Genomic DNA, 21029 nt, shown 5'->3' on the forward strand with positions numbered 1-21029 from the left:
TGTCGATCTGGTCGCGTCCTCCCCTCCGGACGCCGCACCATTGAATACGTGACAGAGACGATCCTTCTGGTCGTCGTCGTAATGACGGCGCTGGCCTTCGACTTCACCAACGGGTTCCACGACACGGGGAACGCGATGGCCACGTCCATCGCCACCCGGGCTCTCAAGCCCAAGACCGCCGTCCTGCTGTCGGCGAGCCTCAACATGGTCGGTGCGTTCCTGTCGCTGACCGTGGCCGCGACGATCGCCACGGGCATCGTCGACGCGGGCCTCGTGACGCTCGAGGTCGTGCTGGCGGGTCTGGTCGGCGGCATCCTGTGGAACCTGATCACGTGGCTCTTCGGTATCCCGTCCAGCTCCTCGCACGCACTGATCGGCGGCATCGTCGGCGCCATGCTCGCCGCCGCCGGCACCGAGGGCGTGCTCTGGGGCGGTCTGGTCGCCAAGGTGATGCTGCCGGCGCTGCTGGCCCCGATCGTCGCGATCGCGGTCGCGAGCATCGGTACGGCGCTCGTCGCCCGCCTGACGCGCGACGTCCCGCAGGACATGAACGAGAAGTCGTTCCGCTGGGGTCAGATCGGCTCGGCATCCCTCGTCTCGCTCGCGCACGGCACCAACGACGCGCAGAAGTCGATGGGCATCATCCTGCTCGCACTGATCGCCGCGGGCGCGGTCCCCGAGGACTCGGGCGTCCCGTTCTGGGTCATCTTCTCCTGCGCCCTCGCGATGGCGCTCGGCACGTACCTCGGCGGATGGCGCGTCATCCGCACGCTCGGCAAGGGGCTCGTCGAGATCGACTCCCGCCAGGGCATGGCCGCGGAGACCTCGTCCGCCGCCGTCATCCTCCTCTCCAGCCACTTCGGCTTCTCGCTCTCGACGACGCACGTCGCCACGGGATCGATCCTCGGCTCCGGCGTCGGGATGAAGGGCGCCGACGTCCGGTGGGGTGTCGCCGGTCGGATGGGCCTCGCCTGGCTCATCACGGTCCCGGCCGCGGGCATCGTCGGAGCGCTCGCCTACTGGATCCAGGGTGTGGTCGGCGGCGATGCCGGTGCGTTCGTCTCCTTCGGCCTCCTGATCCTGATCTCGGCCGGGATCTACCTGGTCTCGCGGCGCAAGCCGGTCAACCACACCAACGTCAACGACGAGTGGGAGCCGAGCCGCACGGGCGGCTCGGACGAGACCGCCACGGACGGCGAGCTCACCGGTGACTCGTACGAGTACGACCCGGAGGCCATCGACGTCCTCGCCGACGCCGTCGTGATGCGCGACGTCTACGCGCTCTCCTCGGAGTCCGACACCGACGAACCTGACCCCACTACCTCGGAGAACCGCGCATGAACATCGAGTGGAGCGCCCTCGGCAGCGTGATCATCTGGGGCATCCTGATCGGCGCCGGCCTGCCCGCGCTCTTCGCGCTCGGCGTGAAGACGCTCGCCGTCCCGGCCGGACCCGACGGTGAGCGGCACCCGAGCCTCGGCCGCCGCGTCGGGGCCTGGACGTGCTTCGGCGTCATCATCCTGGCGATCGTCGGAGCCGTCGTCTTCATCGCCTCCGGCGGGCACTGACCTCCTCGGCCGACGAAGGTCGGGCCGAGGAATTGCCTGCTCGGTTTCCGGTCGCGCTCCCACGCTTTCTGGACCACCCTGTGATGTGACGCACAGGGTGCAGGGGGGATCGGGGACGTTCATGCGGACGACGACGAGGCGCGCGACCGCGCGCGCCGCTCTCGCCGGACTGGCGCTCGCGCTGGTGGCGCCCTTCAGCCCGTTCGCGGTGGTGGCCCCCGCGGCGGCTGCTGACGCCCTGCAGTGCCCGGACGTCCCGCCGAACGTGGGGATCTTTCCCCCGTTCAACGGGTACGACACCAACGTCAACACCTATGTCGGCGGCGACTGGACCATCACCGAGTCCGCGGCCGAGACCGAGGGCGTCGTCGTCGTCGAGGGCAACGCGACGTTCGACCGCGACCCCGACGGCATCTTCAACCTCGGCGTGGTCGGCGTCGGCTCGCAGGTCGTGCCGCCTCCCGGGTCGGTGATGCTGCACGTCGGCGGCGACATGGAGACGGTCGGCACCAACTACGTCGACGTCGGCTCCGGGCTCGACGGCGGTGGGGCCGTGAACGTCGGAGGCGGGATCACCACCGGGATCGACCAGTCGGCGGCGATCGTCACCAACGGCGGGACGGTCCAGGAAGGGCTGGGAACGCCCGACGCGCTCGTCCCGTTCGAGTCGTTCGGCAACACGCTGCAGACGACGTCCGACACGTATGCCGCCCTCGCACCGACCGGGACGACGACGGACGACGGCTTCGGCACCCTGTACTTCGAGGGGGACAACACCCTCGACCGTCAGGTCTTCGAGGTCGACCTCAACGCCGATCCCACCGCGCTCGAGAACCCGACGATCGTCTTCAAGAACATCGACCCGGCAGCCGTCGTCGTCATCAACGTGATCGGGCCGGACGACGGCAGCCCGGTGAACGTCAACACGAGCACCTTCTACGGCGGCGACCCCTTCGCCGGCGGCACCGCCCTCGGGGCCGAGAACCTCGGCGAGTGGGCGACGGACACCCTCTGGAACTTCGAGGACGCCACCGACATCACCTTCGACGGCACGTCGCAGTTCGTCGGGTCGGTCGTCGTCCCGACTCCGGGCGGCACGGTCACCACGTCCATGCCGGGTCTCAACGGCCGGATGTACACCAACGGAGACCTCACCCAGGCCGGAAGCGGCACCGAGATCCACGCCTACCCCTTCGACGACGGCACCGACTGGGGCTGCCAGGACGAGGACGCGGGGTACGGGATCGCCAAGATCGTCGTCGACCCGGAGGGCATCGCGCCGGAAGACCTCGTCTTCTCCGGGACGTTCGAGTGCCGTGACCCCGACGACGACTCCGTCCTGCTCGAGGGCGCGTGGGAGCTGACGGCGGGCGAGACCAAGATCTACGCGGGCGACGGAGTCCCGGCCGGGTCCGTGTGCACCGTCACGGAGAACACCCCGCCACCGGTCGACGGGGGTACGTGGCAGGAGCCGGTCCTCGACCCGTCGGAGTTCGTCGTCTCGGACGACCCGACGGAGATCGTGACCATTCAGGTCACGAACACGCTCGACGCGCTCGCGACAGGGTTCGAGATCACCAAGGACCTGACGGACGGGGAGAGCCTCGTGCCCGCCGGCACGGAGTTCACCGGAACCTGGGAGTGCACGGACCCCGACGACGGAAGCACCGTCGGCTCGGGCGACTGGGCGCTGGAGGCCGGTGAGTCCGTGACCGTGGCCGAGGACCTGCCGATCGGCTCGGTCTGCACGGTCACCGAGGACGAGCTCCCGGCGATCGACGGCGGTCAGTGGCAGGATCCGGTGATCTCCCCGGACTCCGTGACCCTCGGCGTCGCGGCCACCGACGAGGTGCCGACGATCACGGTCGCGAACGAGACGGCGGTCCTGGCCGGCGGGCGGTTCGACATCGTCAAGGCGCTCGACGACCCGACGGGTGCCGTGGATCCCGACCTGACCTACGACCTGCAGTGGGAGTGCACGCTCGACGGCACGGTCGTCCGCTCCGGGACCGTGACCCTGGCGGCGGGCGAGAGCGCGGAGGTCCCCGGGGCGGACGAGGAGCTCCTGCCCGTCGGGGCGGTCTGTGTCGTCTCCGAGGTCGACCCGCCCGACGTCGACGGCGGGGAGTGGGCCGACCCCACCATCTCCTCCGAGGTGGTGATCGGCGACGAGTCCGCACGCGCCGACGTCGTCATCACGGTGGTGAACGTCTTCGAGGTCGACACCACCGGGTTCGTCATCGCCAAGTCGGTCGACGACCCGGACGAGGTGCTCTCCGGGGACGAGACGTACACCGGGACCTGGGAGTGCACGCTCGACGGCGAACCAGTCGGGGACGGCACGTGGTCCCTGACGGCCGGTGAGACGGTGACGGTGGCGGAGGACGTGCCGACTGGCTCGGTGTGCACCGTGGAGGAGGACCTGCCGCTGCCCGAGATCGCCGACGGCGTCTGGGCCGACCCGATCCTGCCCGAGCCGGTGACGGTCGTCGCCGCGGGCGAGGGCGTCGAGGTCCCGACCGCGACGGTCTCGAACAGCGTCGCGGCGGCCGTCACCGGGTTCGAGATCACCAAGGCCCTGGTGGACGACGAGGGCCTCGTGCCGGACGGCACGACGTTCGACGGCGCGTGGGCCTGCGTCTTCGACGGCGAGGTCGTGGGAACCGGGACCTGGGAGCTCGCCCCGGGGGAGACGGTCGAGGTCGCGGACGGGCTGCCGATCGGTGCGGTGTGCACGGTGCGCGAGATTCCACCGCTGCCCGACGTGACGGGTGGGTCGTGGGAGTTCCCGACCTTCGAGGGGGTTCCCGTCACGCTCGAGGACCGCTCCGACGGCGCGGACCCCGTCACGGTGACCGTCACCAACACCTTCACCGCCGACGTGACGGGTTTCGAGATCACGAAGGTGGTCTCGGACGCGGACGAGCTGTTGAGCGGGGACGAGACGTTCACGGGGACGTATGCGTGCACGCTCGACGGTGAGCCGGTCGCGGGTGGCGAGGGGACGTGGTCGGTGGTCGCCGGTCAGACCGTGACGGTGGCCGAGGGGCTGCCGGTGGGCGCGGAGTGTGTCGTGGCCGAGGACGACCTGGACCCGGTGGACGGTGGGACGTGGGCCGACCCGATGATCGAGGGGTCGCCGGTGGTCCTGGAGAACCTCGACGACGGCGTCGACCCGGTGCTTGTGACGGTGACGAACACGGTGGTGGCCGAGGACGTCGTCACCGGCTTCGACATCACCAAGGTCGTCAACGACTTCGACGAGGTGCTCTCTGGCGACGAGGAGTACCCGATCACCTGGGAGTGCACCTCCGACGGCCTGGTCGTGGGCGGGGGTGACCTGATGCTCGCCGCGGGGGAGACGGTGACCGTGGCCGAGGACCTGCCCGTGGGCTCGGAGTGCACCGTCACCGAGGGCGGCCTCGACCCGGTCGACGGGGCCACGTGGGCCGACCCGGAGATCGACGGGTCCCCGGTGGTCCTGGAGAATCTGGCCGACGGCACCGGGCCGACGCTGGTGACGGTGACGAACACGATCACGGCCGACGTGACGGGTTTCGAGATCACGAAGGTGGTCTCGGACGCGGACGAGCTGTTGAGCGGGGACGAGACGTTCACGGGGACGTATGCGTGCACGCTCGACGGTGAGCCGGTCGCGGGTGGCGAGGGGACGTGGTCGGTGGTCGCTGGTCAGACCGTGACGGTGGCCGAGGGGCTGCCGGTGGGCGCGGAGTGTGTCGTGGCCGAGGACGACCTGGACCCGGTGGACGGTGGGACGTGGGCCGACCCGATGATCGAGGGGTCGCCGGTGGTCCTGGAGAACCTTGACGACGGCGTCGACCCGGTGCTTGTGTCGGTGACGAACACGGTGGTGGCCGAGGACGTCGTCACCGGCTTCGACATCACCAAGGTCGTCATCGACGCGGACGGCGTGGTCGGCGACGACGTCGTGTTCACCGGGACCTGGGAGTGCACCTCCGAGGGCAGCGTCGTCGGCGAGGGCACCTGGGAGCTCGCCGCGGACGAGACGGTGACGGTCGCGGAGGGCCTGCCGGTCGGTTCCGAGTGCACGGTGTCTGAGGACGTGCCATTGCCCGAGATCGAGGGCGGCGCCTGGTCGGAGCCGTCGCTGCCCGGCGCGGTGACGCTCGTCGACGCGGGTACCGGCCCCCTGCCGGTCGCCGTCGTGACCAACACCGCCGGTGCTGACGACGTCGCCACGGGCTTCGCCGTCCGCAAGCAGCTCGACGACCCGGACGGCGTCGTGCCCGACGGGACGCCGTTCACCGGGGACTGGGAGTGCACGCTCGACGGCGAGACCGTCGGCGAGGGCACGTGGGAGCTCGCGGCGGGAGAGTCGTCCGACACCCTCGGTGCGGATCTGCCCGTCGGCGCCGAGTGCTCCGTCACGGAGGACGACCCGGCCCCGATCCAGGACGGGGAGTGGTCCGCACCTGTGATCTCCGACGCGGTCGTGCTCGGCGTCGACGGCATCGACCCGCTGCCCGTGGTGACGGTGACGAACGAGGCGGACGCGACGTCGTCGGGCGGGGGCTCCCTGGCCGTCACCGGCGCGAACGCGGCAGGCCTGATCGGTGCCGCAGGGGCTCTGATGGTCCTGGGCGGCCTTCTCGTCGTGCTCCGTCGTCGGTTCGGCTGAGGGGACGTTCGACTGGGCGTGAAGAAAAATTGTCCTGAATTGAGAACTAAGGTTCGTATTCCCGGGTGATTTAGTTCGCAGTGCGTACGAGAAACTTGAACGCACGTCCAGTTCGGTCCCACAATCGTCGTGGCCTCGAAGTTTGAGGGTGGTTGCGACGGATCAGGAACAGCACAGATGAACAGGTCTCGGACGGTACGGCTGCGGGCGCGATGGGCCTCCGCCTCGGCGTTGGCCCTGGTGGCGGCGACGAGCACGGTGGCGACGGCGATGCCGGCGACAGCCGCGCAGACGTCCCCGGTCGCTTCGACGCTCTCGACGGCCCCCGAGACCTTCTCGAGCGCCGCGTACTGCCCGGAAGTGCCCCCGGACATCGGGAACGGCGGCCCGGCGGGGTTCGACTCGAACGTGAACGTCTACGTCGGCGGGGACTGGTACACGACCGAGGGCGCGGCCGAGACCGAGGGCGTCGTGGTCGTCAACGGGAACGCGACCTTCGACCGTGACCCCGACGGCCTCTTCAACATCGGTGTCGTCGGCGTCGGTTCGCAGGTGCCTCCGCCCCCTGGCTCGACCATGCTGCACGTCGGCGGGGACCTGACGACGGTCGGCACCAACGTCATCCACGTGGGCATCGGCCACCACACCGTCGGTGGCGGAGTCAACGTCGGCGGGACGATCACCCCCACGCCGGCTGACGCGCCGTGGGACACCGGGAACGTCCAGACCGCCGGGGCACTCGTGCAGGAGGGCATGGGTCACGACGCGGCGCTCGTCCCGTTCGAGAGCTTCGGCTCGACGGCCCTCGACACCTCGACGGCCTACGCCGCCCTCGAGCCCACGGGAACGGTCTCGAGCGAGTGGGGCACGACCACCCTCACGGGCACCGGCGCGGACACCACCGACCGCCAGGTCTTCGAGATCGACCTCAACAAGACTCCGGAGGCTCTCGGCACGGCCAGCACGGCGGCGACGATCGCCTTCGTCGACGTGAACCCTGATGCGACGATCGTGATCAACGTGATCGGGCCCGACAGCGGGACGACGACGGTCAACGTCAACTCGTTCTTCGGCGACGGCGCACCCCTCGACTTCAGCTCGATCGGCCAGTGGGCCACGGACACGCTCTGGAACTTCGAGAACGCGGACACCCTGAACCTCGAGGGTTCCGCACAGTTCGTCGGCTCCGTCGTCGTGCCCTCGACATCGGGGACCGTGACCACGTCGATGCCGGGCCTCAACGGTCGCCTGTACGTCGGCGGTGACCTGGTCCAGGCCGGGAGCGGCACCGAGATCCACGCATTCCCGTTCGACGACGGTACGGGCTGGGGCTGCACCGGCGGGATCACGCTCACCAAGGTCGTCGAGGACCCGAGCGGCACGGTCCCGGCAGACACCGTCTTCACCGGCACCTGGGAGTGCACGCTCGACGGCGAGGTCTCGGCGAGCGGCACCTGGGAGCTGACCGACGGTGAGTCCGTCACCCCGGACGTGGAGATCCCGGTCGGCAGCACCTGCGCCGTCGAGGAGAACACCGCCCCGCCGGTCGACGGTGGGTCGTGGGAGGCCCCGGTCGTCACGCCCGAGCAGCCGTTCGTCGTCACGGACGGGACGACGGCGGTCGGTGTCGTCGTGACCAACACGTTCGTGCCGACCACGGTCGAGGAGTCCACCGGGTTCTCGATCACCAAGACGGTCGACGACGAGTACGGCTCGATCGCCGCGGACAAGACCTTCACCGGCACGTGGGCGTGCGAGCTCAACGACGCACCGGTCGGTGACGGCGAGTGGACCCTCGCGGCGGGCGAGAGTGTCACGGTCGCCGACGGGCTGCCGCTCAGCGCGACCTGCACCGTCGAGGAGAACTTCACGGACGGCACGGCCGACGGGACATGGGCCGAGCCCGTGATCTCGCCGGAGTCGGTCACGCTCAGCGACACGACCGAGCTCACGACGGTGACCGTCGCGAACACGTTCGAGCAGAACCTCGGTCAGCTGAGTGTCCTCAAGATCGTCGACGACGCGGACTCCGGGCTCGTCCCGGCCGACACGACGTACTCCGGTGACTACCTCTGCACGTTCGACGGCACGGAGATCGCCGCGGGCACGTGGGAGGTCGACGGTTCCGGAACGGCCGTCGTCGCCACGGACCTGCCCTACGGCACCGAGTGCGAGCTGACCGAGGACGCGGCCCCGGCAGTCGAGGGCGGCACCTGGATCGCGCCGACCATCGTCGGCTCTCCCGTCGTGATCGGCGAGAGCGGCAGCGACGTCGCGCGCGTCTCGGTGACCAACACGTTCGTCGAGACCCCTGCCCCGGTCGTGGGTGGTTTTGAGATCACGAAGACCCTGAACGACGAGGGTGGGGTGGTTCCGGTCGGGACCGAGTTCACGGGCACGTTCGAGTGCACGGCTGACGGCGGTGTGGTCGATTCGGGTGTCTGGTCGGTAGCAGCCGGCGAGACGGTGACGGTGGCTGAGGATCTTCCAGTCGGTGCCGAGTGCACGGTCGAGGAGGATGCTCCCGCCGAGGTCGAGGGTGGCACGTGGGACGCTCCGGCGATCTCGGGTTCACCGCTGACGGTCACGGATGGCACGGACGGCCTGGCGAACGTGACGGTGACGAACACGTTCACCGGAACCACGCCGACGCCGACGCCGACTCCGGAGCCGGTCACGGGTCACTTCGCGATCACCAAGGTGCTGGACGACCAGACGGGCCTCCTGACCGAAGACCTCACCTACACCGGTGACTGGGAGTGCGTGCTCGACGGCTCGTCCGTCGGTTCGGGTACCTGGGAGCTGCAGGCCGGCGAGACGGTGACGGTGTCGGAGGAGCTGCCGGTCGGTGCCGAGTGCGCGGTGACCGAGGACGCGCTGTCCCCGTCGGCCTGGGGCGAGTGGCGGGAGCCGACGGTGTCGGCGCCGGTCACGATCGTCGACACCGAGGTGCTGCCGGTGGTGACGGTGACCAACACGCTCACCCCGTTCGAGCCAGAGGTGCTGCCGACGACGGTTCCGTCGCCGGAGCCGACGACAGGTCCGACGACGGTTCCGTCCCCGGAGCCGACGACCGACGTGACCGAGGGCCCCGGCGGCCTCGCCGTCACGGGTAGCGCGGTCATCGGGACGCTGGCGGTCGCGGCGCTGCTCGTGCTGATCGGTGTGGGGATCGTCGTCCTGCGACGTCGCCACTCCTGACCAGCCTGACCTCAGCCCTCCTCGCGGATCGTCGCGAGGAGGGCTGAGGCGTCTGCCGGGGTGGTGTCCCACGAGCAGACGATGCGCACGGTGGCGGTGCCGTCGTCGTGCGGGGTGCCGAACGCCTGGTGCTCGCGCGCCACACGGTCGGCCGCCGCCTGCGGCATCCGGACGAACAGCAGGTTCGCCTCGACCGGCGCGACCACCGCGACGCCGGTGGCTGCCGTCTCGGGCGTCGCGAGGCCCGCGGCGATCTCGGCGGCGCGGGCGTTCGCCGACGTCGCGCACCGCTCCCAGAGGGGAGCGTCGCCGTCGAGCAGTGCCAGGAGCTGCGCCGAGAGGTAGCGCTGCTTCGAGGCCAGCTGCAGGTTCGGCTTGTGCAGGTGTCGGACGGCGGAGGCGAGGTCGTCGCTGAACGTCACGACGGCCTCGGCCCCCATCCCGCCGTTCTTGGTGCCGCCGAGGCTGAGGAGGTCGACGTCGCCCACCGCCTCGCGCAGACCGACCCCCAGGTGCACGGCCGCGTTGGCGATCCGTGCGCCGTCCATGTGGACGAGCATCCCGGCCGCGTGCGCGGACTCGACGAGCCGCGCGACGTCGTCGGGGGAGTAGACCGTCCCGAGCTCGGTGGCCTGGGTGATGGAGACGACCACGGGTTGTGCGTGGTGGATGTTGCCGGTGTCCCGGGCCCAGCGGGTGATCGCGTCCGGCGTGAGGCGGCCGTCCACCGTCGGACACGTCAGCACGGTGAGGCCGTGCCGGGCCGGGGCGCCCGCCTCGTCGGCGACGACGTGTGCGACGTCGGCCACGACGACACCACCGCCGTACGGTGCCGCCGCGTTCAGCGCGAGGATGTTGGCCCCCGTCCCGGTCGGCACGACGACGGTCCGCGCCCCGCGCTCGAAGGTTGCGGCGACGCGCTCGGCCAGGGCCGCCGTCGTCGGATCACTGCCGTACGCGGGCGAGTGTCCCTCGTTCACGGCCGCCAGCGCGGCGAGGATCTCCGGGTGGACGGGCGCGGTGTTGTCGGAGGCGAACGAGTGTGTCATCCGGTGAGTCTAGGTCGCGGGAATGCGCGCGACATCGCGCGACATCGTGCCGCGACCAGGGTGTTCCGCGGGGGCGGGTTCTGCCCTACTATTCGCTCAGGCGCGCAGAGATCGACTGATCGACGAGGCTCCAGAGCGCGGCAACCGTCGCGGCTCGTTGTCCGGGCTCAGGCCCCTTTCACTCCTCGGTGCGCCGTGTGGTGTGCCGTGAACGGATCACGATGAAGACATCACGCATTCTTGCCTCGAGCGTCGTCGCCGGGGCACTCGTGCTCTCAGCCCCGCTGGCCGCGGCCGCGGAGGACGCACCCGTCGAGTCGAGGACGACCTCGACGGATGACGGCTCCGACGACACCGGCGACGACGCCGGTGACGCGGCCCCGGGGACTCCGGGAGTCGAGGAACCCGCCGCGGGCGACGCGGAGTCCGCACCGCTCGTCGGCGAGACGTCGCACGGCGAGACGGGGACGCCCGCCGCCACCGACGAGACCGGTGCGGTCGCAGGCGAGGAGGAGACGGTCGGCGGCGAAGACGACGGGTCCGGGGACGGGGACGGGGACGCGGCCGGCTCCGACGACGGGTCGGGCGACGGTTCCGCGGGGAGCGACGGCGACGCCGGGTCTGGCGAAGAGATGACCGACGAGGACCTGGGCGAAGACGAGGCCGAGGCTCTGCCCACCGAGGACGACGTCGCCTATGCGCCGATCCCGCTCGTCTGGGTGGACGACCCGTGCGGCTACGGTGCGGACGCCTGGTACGTCGGCTTCCAGGAGGAGGACGTCGACACCTTCGAGTACCTGCTGGCCTCGAAGGCCGACGGGTACTCGGAGCTCCTGGTGCTGACCCCGGAGGGCACCGTGAGCGATGTCGACGGGCTCTACGAGGTCTACGAACCGGACGAGTTCCTTGTCGAGGCAGAGGAGGACTTCGCGGTCTTCGCCTACCAGTTCACCGACGAGACGTGCACGGGGGACCTGCCGGTCGCCGACGACGGCGCGATCCTGATGCTTGACGGTCTCGGTGGCGAACTGCCAGAGGAGGTGGCCGACGTCGTGACGACGCCGAGCGCCGCACCTGCCGCACCCGCCGTGCTCGACGCCGCCGTGCCCGCACCGGCCGAGCCGCGCGCACTGGCGAAGACGGGTGCCGACGCCGCCGTGATGGCGTTGGTCGCCGGCGGGCTCGTCGCGGCCGGTGGCGCCCTGCTCGCGCTGCGTCGTCGGGTGAGCGCGTCGACCACCCGCTCCGCGAGGTAGACCCATAGCCGCCGACGTCGACCCTGCCAGGCACTACCTCGCGCGGCAGGGTCGACCTCGGCGATGGGGCAGGAACGCCGCGGGTGGGTACCGTTGCCGCATGACAGGTGATCTGCGATGAGGGCACGGTGGGCGAGCGCCCGGGAGTCGTTCTGGTTCTTGCCGACCGCGCTCGGCGTCAGCGCGATGGTCCTCGCGCAGCTGCTCGTCGCGTTCGACCGGCTCCTCGTCTCGAAGGGCCTCACGGACCTCCCGCTGCTCGACCAGCTCAGCGCCAGCGGGGGCCGGGCGATCCTGACCGCGATCGCCGGCTCCGTGCTGACAGTCGCCGCGACGTCGTTCTCCATCACCATCTCCGTGATGGCCACGACGTCCTCGGCGTACGGGCCGCGACTCGTCCGCAACTTCATGGCCGACCGCGCCAACCAGCTGGTGCTCGCCGTCTTCACCTCCACGTTCCTGTACTCGCTCGTGGTGCTGCTCTCCGTGCGAGACCAGCAGGATGGCGACAGCGCCTTCGTCCCCACCGTCGCCGTCCACGTCGCGGTGATCCTCGCCGTGCTCAACGTGGCGTTCCTCGTCTTCTTCATCCACCACATCGCGCTCAGCGTGCAGGTCACGACGCTGCAGACGTCGGTCCGCAACGAGCTGGTGCGCGTCGTCGGGCAGGTCTACGAGGACACCGAAGGTCGCGGAGCCGCCGTCCCGTCTGCCGAGGACGGCCGCGTCGTCGAGTCGGACGGCGCCGGGTACGTGCAGTACGTCGACGTCGCGGCGCTCCGGCGTGCGGCGAAGAGCGCCGACTCGGTGGTCACGGTCCTGGCCGGACCGGGCGACCACGTCGCAGGCGAGCCGTTGGCCCGCGTGGTCGGAGTGGCCGACGACGACGTCGACTCCGCCGTCCGCGGGGCCGTCACCCTGGGCTCGGCGCGGACCCCGACGCAGGACGTCCGCTTCGCGGTGCAGCAGTTGACCGAGATGGCGGTCCGGGCGCTCTCGCCCGGGACCAACGACCCGTACACCGCCGCGAGCGCCTTCGACGGACTCGCCGCCGGCCTGTGCCGTGCCGTGCAGGCGGCGCCGGTCGCCCGGGGATGCCTCGACGACGAGGGCGAGCTCCGCGTCGTGATGCCGTGGCCGGGCGTCGAGCTGCTGATCGACGACGTGCTCGTGGCCGTGCGCACCTACGCGCTCGGCTCGCCGGTCGCGCTGCACGCCGCGATCGGGCTCGTGGAGCGCATGGAGGACTGCGCCGAGCGGGTCACGGTGCGGTCGGTGCTCAGCGAGCAGGTGCGCGAGCTGCGGGGTGCCTACGACGCGACCGAGCCGCTCGACGCCGACGCGCAACCCGTGCGGGCTCGGCTCGACGCCGTGAGCGCGAAGCTCGCGGTCGTCTAGCTCGACCTCTGTCGGTCGAGCTCAACCCGCGGAGGTCGAGCTGGTCGAGACCGGGTTTCGACAGGCTCAACCCGCGGTCGTCAGGCTCACCCCCGGTGGTCGAGCTTGTCGAGACCGGGTTTCGAAAGGCTCAACCCGCGGCGGTCGGGCTCAACCCGCTGCGTCGACGTAGTACCAGCGCCCACCTTCGCGGACGAACCGGCTCAGCTCCTGCATCTTCCCCCGGCCCTCCCGCCCGGCGACGGCAGGGTCGCGATAGTGGGCCACGAACTCGACGGTGCCCGCGTCGTCGAACGGGCCGCCCGCCGTCGTGCCGAGGATGTCGAGGCGCCACCACTCGAGATCCGGGTCGAGGTCCAGCTCTGCCGGACGGGTGCTGACGTGCCAGGAGGCGCGCAGATAGTCGGCGTCGCCGACCGCGAAGGCGCTGAAGCGTGACCGCATCAGGGCCTCGGCCGTCGGGGCCGGCCTCGTCCCGGAGTGCGCGGGACCGCAGCACAGCCCGTAGAGGTCGCCCGAGCAGCACGGGCAGCGGGCGTCGGTCGCCACCGGGGCGCTCGCGGTCATGCGTCGGACTCCGGCGCGTACCCGGACCCGTCCGCCGGTCCGCGCTCGAGCCCGTGCCGGGCCGTGCGGACGGCCAGGTCCACGAGGTCGTCGGCGCGCATGCCGGGCCATCCGTGGACCGCGGCTCGCCAGTCGGCGGGAACCCTCGATGCGCCGTAGTACGCCCCGAGGAGCTGCCCGGCGATGGCGGCGACCGTGTCGGTGTCGCCACCGATTCGGACGGCGGCGGCGAGCGCTTCGACGAGGTGGTGCTCGGCGTCGCGCGTGGTGTGGACGGCGTGCCAGGCGGCGAGGAGGGCGGTGACGGTGAACCCGTTCTGCCGGAGCTCGGCGGTGGGCTCGTCCTGCTCGGCGTCGTGGATCCATGCCGACCACATGTCGGCGCGTTCGGCGGGCAGCAGGTCGAGGCCGGCGCGGACGTCGAGGCGTTCTTCGGTCACCGCGACGCGGATCGCCTCGCCCCAGAGCACGCAGGACTCGGCGGCGAGCACGTCGGCGTGCGTGAGGTGCGCGACGGCGCGGGTCGCGCGGGCGGTGGCGGTGCGGTCGTCGAGGGCCACGAGTCCGACGATGCCGGTGCGCATGAGTGCGCCGTTCCCGGCGGTCTTGCCGGTCACACCGTGCAGGGCGCGGGCGGCGGTGGTGAGACGGCGGTGGGCGGGCCCGTCGAGGTGCGCGGCGTCGCGGAGAACGGTGGCGGTCTGGGTGCCGATGTCGCTCGCGCCGCCGTTCCGCCATGCCTCGAACGCCTCGGCGATCTCGTCGAGGGCCTCCCCGCGCGCCTCGCCCTCGGTGTCGACGAGGCAGTGCCCGCCGGGTCCGTGGGCGGTGACGCGCGCGATGCAGATCGCCATCTGGGTGTCGTCCGACCACTCGCCGGGCTCGTACGGGCCGAGGCCCCCGCCGCGCATCACGGGCATCTCGTCCTTGGCCGGTGGCATCGCGAACTCGTACGGCACGCCCAGGGCGTCCCCGCAGGCTTGTGTCAGCAGGACGCCGGCGGCTCGGGCCAGCAGGGCGGCGTCGTCGAGATCGGCGGGGTGGGAACTGCGTCGGTCTGCCGGGGAGCTCATGCCGTCAGCCTAGTGATCGGGGGAGGGCTCAGCGCGCCGGGTCGGCCTCGATGCGTGCCTCGGCGTCGAGCTCTGCGGCCTCGAGGTCGAACGTGTCGAGGCCGTCGACGACGCGTCCGAGGATCTGGACGAGCCGGTCCATCTTCTCGGCGGGCAAGTCGGCCTCGGCCTTGGCCACGGTCTTGCCGGCGATGGCGTCGGCGACGTCGCTCGCCCAGCGGTCGTCGGTGCTCGCCGACGGCGTGTCGCCCTCAGGTCCCTCGTGCGCGTCTGCCACACCCGCTCCTTCTTCGCGTTCCGTACCCCGAACCGTAGTGTCTCCTGCCGGAGTTGAACACACCGTCCACCGCGCGAGCAGTCCTGCTCAGAGGTGCGGCCTGACCTCGTCGAGCACCGTCGCGAGACGCTGCGGGAAGTCGGGCGGGACTTCGGCCGGCAGGTCGTCGACGGCGAACCACGCGACGTCGTCCGACTCGTCGCTCACGGCCGGAACCATGTCGCGTGGGGCGAACGAAACATACCCGACGTCCCAGTGCGCAGTACACCGCCCGAACGCACTGCCGAGCTCGTGCCGGTGAAGGTCGGCGGGCCGGGTCCGCCACGCGGCGACGTCGAGCCCGCTCTCCTCGCGGGCCTCCCGGAGCGCGCCGTCGGCGACGCTCGCGTCGTCGGCCTCGACGTGCCCGCCGACCTGGACCCAGAACTGTCCCTTGCGGTGGTAGCAGAGCAGCACGTGGGTGAGATCGGGGGTCAGGACGAAGCACGACCCGGTGACGTGCTCGGGCCCGCCGTCGCGGCGCAGGGAGTCCTCGCCGTGAATGTCGAGGAAGTCGAGGTAGCGGTCGCGGAGCGCCGCCTGCTCGGGCGACCGGGGCTCCCACGCGCGCAGGTCGGCGTGGAACGCCGCGGCCCGTGTCATGCCGGGTCTCCGGCCACGGGCAGGACGGTGATCGCGGCGGTCCACGGCGCGGACCACTGCGAGATCGCGGCGAGCATCAGCGCGGCGGCGCCCTCGGGGGAGTCGTCGTCCCAGGGTGCCTGGGCCACGCCCAGCCGGAGCCGTCGGATCCGGATCTTCGCCCAGGTCTCGTCCTTGGCCGGTGGGGCGGGGACGGCCTGCACCGTCAGCGCCGGCACACCCTCGGCAGTCTCCTGCGCGGCGGCGACGTACGTGCGTGGGTCGATCCCCGCCCACCCGCCGTAGGTGAGCACGATGCGCTCGCCGCGAGGGAGTCGGTCGCGCAGCACGGCGGTCATCAGCGAGACGTACTCGGGCCAGTTGACGTCCGACGGCGGTTCCTCCAACGCGGGGCCCAGCCGGACGACGTCGTCCCCCACCTCGGAGAGCAGGAGTTCCGTCCCCGCGTCGTCGGTCCGCACCCCGACGATCTCGCGCACCGCGCCGTCGGGCAGCACGTGGCGGGGCAGCCTCCCGCGGCCCATGACCTCGGCGAGACGGGCGGCGTCGTCGGGCGTGGCGAACGGGTGCACGGTGTACCGTCCGTCGCCGTGCCACAGCGGTACGAGCGTCGCCCCCGGCAGGCCCACGACGGACCCGGGAGCGCCACCCACTGTCGGCGGGACCGCAGGCCCGCGCGGGGCGGCGACGGCGATGGCATCAGGGTGCAGCGGCATACCGCGACCGTAGCCGATCCGCCCGACAGTGCCGCGTGCGGGCGCGGGAGATCACCGACGTCTGTCGGATCCGGTACACATGACACATGGCTCGCCTGTACCCGCCCGCACCCAAGTTCCCGCACGACAACGGTGCGGAGCTCGCGGTCTGGCGAGCACTGAAGGAGAACCTGCCGGACGACGTCCTGCTGTTCGCCCACGTCCCCCTCCAGATCGACGACGACGAGGGTGAGATCGACCTGGTCGTCGCCTGGCCCGAGGTCGGGATCGCGGTGATCGAGGTCAAGGGCGGGCACGTCACGCGACGCGACGGCGAGTGGATCCAGTCGGGCGGGGGCGCCGAACGGCGCATCGACCCGGTCGGGCAGATCCAGCGCGCACGGCACCTGCTGACGGACGGTCTTTGGGAGGCCGGGTTCGACGTCGCGGACCTGCGGACGGTGCACCTGGTCGCGTTCCCGCACGTCGCCGTCCCGGACACGTGGGGCACGCTCGACCTGCCGCGGGCGATGCTCGTCGACCGCACCGAGGTCGACAACGGTGCGGCCGTCGTCGCACGCGTGAAGAAGGCGATCGAGCAGCACGGGCACGGGCACAGCGGGCTGCCACCGGCGGACGCGGAGCTGCTCGTCGAGCACCTCGCCCGGGGCTTCCCCAGCCAGGTGGAGCATTTGGTCGCCGCCGCGATGCACGCCAGCCACGCCGACCAGCTCACGAGCGAGCAGGCGACGATCCTGGACGTGCTCGAGCAGCAGCGCCGCACGTGCATCGTGGGCGGCGCCGGCAGCGGCAAGACGTGGCTGGCGCTCGAGAAGGCGCGGCGGCTGGTCCGCGCCGGCGAGCGCGTCGCGCTCCTGTGCTACTCCCGCGGGCTCGGTCGGTACCTCCAGCGCACGGTCGACACCTGGCCGCGTCGCGAGCGACCGGCCTTCGTCGGCCTGTTCCACGACCTGCCCGTCGAGTGGGGTGCCGAGGGCGGCGCCGACGACGACCCCGACTACTGGGAGCGCCAGCTCCCCCTTGCCCTGGGTGAGCTCGCGGACGCCCGGACGCCGGAGGAGAAGTTCGACTCCGTCGTCGTGGACGAGGCGCAGGACTTCGGCAACCTCTGGTGGCCCTCGCTCCTGCGGTGCCTGCGTGACCCGGACGGCGGCGGCGTCTTCGTCTTCATGGACGAGGCCCAGCGCGTCTTCCCGCGCGACGGCGAGGCCCCGATCAACCTGCCGCCGTTCCCGCTGCTCGAGAACCTGCGCTCCACCAAGCAGATCGCCCAGACCTTCTCCTCGATGTCGGACCGCCTGGTCCGGCCACGCGGGCTCGACGGCCCGCCCGTGCGCATGGTCGACGTGCCCGCGGAGCAGGCGATCGCGACCGCCGACACGTGCATCGACCTGCTGCTCGAGGACCACTGGGAGCCCGGGCAGATCGCGCTCCTCGCGACCGGGCGCCGGCACCCGGCCCAGGTCAACGAGGTCGAGGTCGGCGGGTACGAGTCGTACTGGGACCAGTTCTTCGCCGCCGAGGACGTCTTCTACGGGCACGTGCTCGGGTTCAAGGGCCTGGAGCGGCCGGTCGTCGTGCTTGCGGTCAACGGGATCCGCGACATGGACCGGGCGCGCCAGATCCTCTACACGGGCATGTCGCGCGCCCGCTCGCTGCTCGTCCTGGTGGGGCCGCGGGACCTCGTGGAGTCAGTCGGAGGAGAGGGCGTCCGACGACGCCTGGCCGGCGCGTAGCCGGCGTCGCCGTCGCAGGAGCCACCACGCCCCCGCGGCGAGGACCGCGACCACGACGATCACCGCGACGTCGGGCACGGACCCGGTCGTCTCCATCACCCAGCTCTCGAGCCGGAACTGCTGGGGCGCACCCAGCACGCCGCCGAGCGTCGCCGTGCCCTCGGTGAGCAGCAGCAGCACCCCGACGGCGATCGTCAGGACCCCGCCGACCACGCCCGTCCACGTGTTGCGCCACGGGCCGACCGAGATCTCCCGCGGTCGCACCAGCCGGCGGACGAACGGCAGCCGGCCCCACAGCAGGGCGAGCAGCAGGAGCGGCAGCGCCATCCCTGCGGCGAACACCAGCAGCACGACGCCGCCGTACAGGGCGCTCCCGCCGAGGGCCGCGAACGTGAGAGCCGCACCGAGCAGCGGGCCCGCGCAGACACCCGCGAGCCCGTAGACGGTGCCGAGCGCGTAGACCGCGAACGTCGAGGTGTTGGCGCCGGTCGCGCCTGCCGCGCCGGTCGAGCCTGTCGAGACCCCGACTCCGGTGGTCGAGCCTGTCGAGACCCCGCGCCGCAACCCCGGCACCTGGACCCCGAGCAGCATCAGCAGCCCCAGGAGTATCACGACGACGGAGGCAACGGTGACGACGTCGGTCCGGTAACGGTTCACCAGCGCCCCGAGCGACCCGGCGAGGACGCCGAGGGGCACCAGCGTGGTGATCAGGCCGAGGTAGAACACCCCGGTGCGCTCGACGATGGTGCGCGGGTCGGTGAACGCGTAGGAGAAGAACGCGGGTAGGAGCATCACGGAGCACGGGCTCAGCAGTGTCAGGACGCCGCCGAGGAACGCCCCGAGGAGCCCGAGGTCCACGTCAGGACGCCTCGGGGAGGCGGGCGTCGATGAACTGGCGGAAGACGTCGACGGGCTGGGCCCCGGAGATCGACTCGGTCCCGATCGCGAAGAACGGCACGGCGCTGACGCCGAGCTGCTGGGCGGTGGCGGTCGACTCCTGGACGGCGGCGTGCAGGTCCTCGCGGTCGAGGTCGGCGGTGAACTGCTCGATGTCCGGCACGCCCGCGTCCTCGGCGAACGCGATCAGCTTCTCGGCCGGCATGTCCGGGTGCCCGCTGCTGGGGGCGTTGTCGAAGACGACGGTCATGTACTCGAGGTACTTGCCCTGCTCGCCCGCCGCACGGGCCGCGACGGCGGCGTCCTCGGACTCGTCGCCGAAGAACGACACGTCGTTGATCTCGATGCGGACCTGCCCGCTCGCGACGTACTCGTCCTCGATGGTCGGCAGGATCTCGGTCGAGTAGACGGCGCAGAATGGGCAGCGGTAGTCGATCCACTCGACGAGGACGACCGGCGCGTCGACCGATCCGATCGCCATCGGGTCGTCGGCGTCGCGGCGCACGATGGGGAGCTCACCCTCGCGCGGTCCCTCGGCGGCGGTGGCTGCGGCGCCGTCCTCGGCGTCCGACGTCGTCCCTTCCGGGGTGGCGGCGGTCTCGCCGGAGTCCGTGGTCTCCACGGCGGTGTCGGCCAACGCGTCGTCCCCCTCGAGGAACTGCGCCGCGAGCACGAGCGCGAGCAGGCCCACGATGACCGCGATCACGGCCCAGGCGACGCCCGGGATGCGGCGGCGCTGCGTCGTCGTGCCCGCGGGTCGGTCGGGCGACGACTCGGGCGCCGGGGTGGGTGCGGGCGACGACATGTGCTGCTCCGGAGGACGAAGGGGTGGTGAGGGGAACGCTACGCGAGAAATCGGTACGTGTGTGCAGGTCGAGGGTGATTCTGAAACTCGCCTGTGGATAACCCGGGCATTCGGCGAAGCGTCCGGAGCGCTGCTGGTTGGGTGGTGACCCGACACCTACCCGTACTGCCCCTAAGGACATCCATGTCGACGCCCTACGACGCCCCGACGCCTCCAAATCCATCCAGTGGTGGGGGCCACCCGGCGCCGACCGCGCCGACGGACAGCAGCCCGTACGCGACGCCCGTGGCCCAGGCCGAACCGTCGAAGGCCCCCGAGGTCCAGGGTCCGCAGTACGGCGGGCCGCCGTCGCCCCCTCCCTTCAACCAGGCGCCCTACGGCGGCCCCGTTGCCGCGAAGCCGAACTCGGAGAAGAACGGTTTCGCCATCACGGCGCTCGCCCTCGGGATCGCCGCGTTCCTGGGCTGCTGGATCCCGTTCGTGAACATCGTGTCGATCGTGATCGCACTGGCCGGCGTCGTCTTCGGGATCCTCGCGCTGGTGAAGTTCGGTGGGAAGGTCCTCGCGATCGTGGGGATCGCGCTCTCGGGCGTCGCGATCGCCGTTGCCGTCGGGATGAACATCCTCGTCGGCTCGGCGATCACGGCGCAGGTCGACGCGCAGAACAGCGAGCTCGCGGACCTGGATACGGTGCTCTCGGAGCAGCTCGACGCCGCACAGGACGACGCCGTGTCCAGCGAGCTGCACGCGGACGATGCCGCACTGCCCGCAGATCCCGCCGACGCGGTGAGCGAGGTCGCCGGCTTCGAGGAGGTCTTCATCTACACCGACGGGCTCGAGGTCTCGGTCAGCACCCCGGAGGCCTACACGCCCGGCGACTACGCCTACCAGTCCGACGAGGGCGGCGAGCCGATCGTCTTCGACGTCACGGTGACGAACGGGACCAACGAAAACCTCGACGGCTCGTACATCCTCACGAACGTCATCTCGGACGGACGCGAGGCCGTCAAGATCTACGACGACGGGATCGACGGCCGTGGGTCGGGCACCATCCTGCCCGGCAAGTCGCACACGTTCTCGAACGCGTTCGCGGTCGAGAACCCGGACGACCTCCAGATCGAGATCAGCCCGGACTACGCGTACGACACCGCGATCTTCGTCAGCTGACGTCGTACCGCACCGGA

At 71.3% G+C, this 21029-nt stretch carries 16 protein-coding genes; 8 read left to right on the forward strand and 8 right to left on the reverse strand.

Annotated elements, in window-relative coordinates; translation table 11 throughout:
• Window positions 1-48 precede the first annotated feature (48 nt).
• The 4 genes from BLU20_RS02890 to BLU20_RS02905 all read left to right on the forward strand — a co-directional run bounded on the left by BLU20_RS02890 (window position 49) and on the right by BLU20_RS02905 (window position 9429).
• A complete protein-coding gene (locus BLU20_RS02890) occupies window positions 49-1341 on the forward strand; it encodes an inorganic phosphate transporter (RefSeq protein WP_231959270.1) in 1293 nt (430 codons plus the stop codon).
• Window positions 1338-1568, forward strand: a complete 231-nt coding sequence (locus tag BLU20_RS02895; RefSeq protein ID WP_083371518.1) for a hypothetical protein — start codon at window positions 1338-1340, stop codon at window positions 1566-1568. Before BLU20_RS02890 ends, BLU20_RS02895 begins: the two co-directional genes overlap by 4 nt.
• A gap of 121 nt (window positions 1569-1689) precedes the next feature.
• A complete protein-coding gene (locus BLU20_RS02900) occupies window positions 1690-6228 on the forward strand; it encodes a DUF5979 domain-containing protein (protein ID WP_083371519.1) in 4539 nt (1512 codons plus the stop codon).
• Between the two features lie 177 nt (window positions 6229-6405).
• Window positions 6406-9429: a DUF5979 domain-containing protein gene (locus BLU20_RS02905; RefSeq protein ID WP_083371520.1), complete on the forward strand. Its 3024-nt coding sequence runs from the start codon at window positions 6406-6408 to the stop codon at window positions 9427-9429.
• A gap of 11 nt (window positions 9430-9440) precedes the next feature.
• Here the strand turns inward: BLU20_RS02905 and BLU20_RS02910 are convergent, their stop codons facing one another.
• Window positions 9441-10478: a threonine aldolase family protein gene (locus BLU20_RS02910; protein ID WP_083371521.1), complete on the reverse strand. Its 1038-nt coding sequence runs from the start codon at window positions 10476-10478 to the stop codon at window positions 9441-9443.
• Between the two features lie 221 nt (window positions 10479-10699).
• Between BLU20_RS02910 and BLU20_RS14010 the strand changes: the two genes are divergently transcribed.
• Window positions 10700-11734, forward strand: coding sequence for an LPXTG cell wall anchor domain-containing protein (locus BLU20_RS14010; protein WP_083371522.1), 1035 nt, complete (start codon window positions 10700-10702; stop codon window positions 11732-11734).
• 117 nt (window positions 11735-11851) lie between these two features.
• Complete coding sequence (locus BLU20_RS02920; protein WP_083371523.1) at window positions 11852-13132, forward strand: DUF2254 domain-containing protein; 1281 nt, start codon at window positions 11852-11854, stop codon at window positions 13130-13132.
• Window positions 13133-13282: 150 nt separating this feature from the next.
• On the opposite strand, the gene BLU20_RS02925 is transcribed toward BLU20_RS02920, so the two are convergent.
• The 5 genes from BLU20_RS02925 to BLU20_RS02945 all read right to left on the reverse strand — a co-directional run bounded on the left by BLU20_RS02925 (window position 13283) and on the right by BLU20_RS02945 (window position 16407).
• Window positions 13283-13699 carry a YchJ family protein gene (locus BLU20_RS02925; protein ID WP_083371524.1) on the reverse strand — a complete coding sequence of 139 codons (417 nt, stop codon included), beginning with the start codon at window positions 13697-13699 and terminating at the stop codon, window positions 13283-13285.
• Entirely contained in the window at window positions 13696-14772 is a 1077-nt protein-coding gene (locus BLU20_RS02930; protein WP_083371525.1) for an ADP-ribosylglycohydrolase family protein, read from the reverse strand. The genes BLU20_RS02925 and BLU20_RS02930 overlap by 4 nt, the downstream gene beginning before the upstream one ends.
• A gap of 28 nt (window positions 14773-14800) precedes the next feature.
• On the reverse strand, window positions 14801-15049 hold the full coding sequence (locus BLU20_RS02935) for a hypothetical protein (RefSeq protein ID WP_083371526.1): 249 nt from the start codon (window positions 15047-15049) through the stop codon (window positions 14801-14803).
• 87 nt (window positions 15050-15136) lie between these two features.
• On the reverse strand, window positions 15137-15691 hold the full coding sequence (locus BLU20_RS02940; RefSeq protein WP_083371527.1) for an NUDIX hydrolase: 555 nt from the start codon (window positions 15689-15691) through the stop codon (window positions 15137-15139).
• Window positions 15688-16407 carry a hypothetical protein gene (locus BLU20_RS02945; protein WP_157270264.1) on the reverse strand — a complete coding sequence of 240 codons (720 nt, stop codon included), beginning with the start codon at window positions 16405-16407 and terminating at the stop codon, window positions 15688-15690. Before BLU20_RS02945 ends, BLU20_RS02940 begins: the two co-directional genes overlap by 4 nt.
• An 86-nt stretch (window positions 16408-16493) precedes the next feature.
• Between BLU20_RS02945 and BLU20_RS02950 the strand changes: the two genes are divergently transcribed.
• Window positions 16494-18143 (forward strand): NERD domain-containing protein, encoded by a 1650-nt coding sequence (locus tag BLU20_RS02950; protein WP_083371529.1) that lies wholly within the window; start codon window positions 16494-16496, stop codon window positions 18141-18143.
• Here BLU20_RS02950 and BLU20_RS02955 read toward each other — a convergent pair.
• Together BLU20_RS02955 and BLU20_RS14015 are read right to left on the reverse strand one after the other, a co-directional pair.
• A complete protein-coding gene (locus tag BLU20_RS02955; RefSeq protein ID WP_083371530.1) occupies window positions 18099-19001 on the reverse strand; it encodes a cytochrome c biogenesis CcdA family protein in 903 nt (300 codons plus the stop codon). The genes BLU20_RS02950 and BLU20_RS02955 overlap by 45 nt on opposite strands.
• 1 nt (window position 19002) lies before the next feature.
• Entirely contained in the window at window positions 19003-19845 is an 843-nt protein-coding gene (locus BLU20_RS14015; RefSeq protein WP_083371531.1) for a DsbA family protein, read from the reverse strand.
• Window positions 19846-20028: 183 nt separating this feature from the next.
• Here BLU20_RS14015 and BLU20_RS02965 point away from each other — a divergent pair, with 183 nt between their 5' ends.
• Entirely contained in the window at window positions 20029-21012 is a 984-nt protein-coding gene (locus tag BLU20_RS02965; protein ID WP_157270266.1) for a DUF4190 domain-containing protein, read from the forward strand.
• Window positions 21013-21029: the final 17 nt, after the last annotated feature.

This window comes from Paraoerskovia marina, assembly GCF_900105445.1.
Classification (GTDB): Bacteria; Actinomycetota; Actinomycetes; order Actinomycetales; family Cellulomonadaceae; genus Paraoerskovia; species Paraoerskovia marina.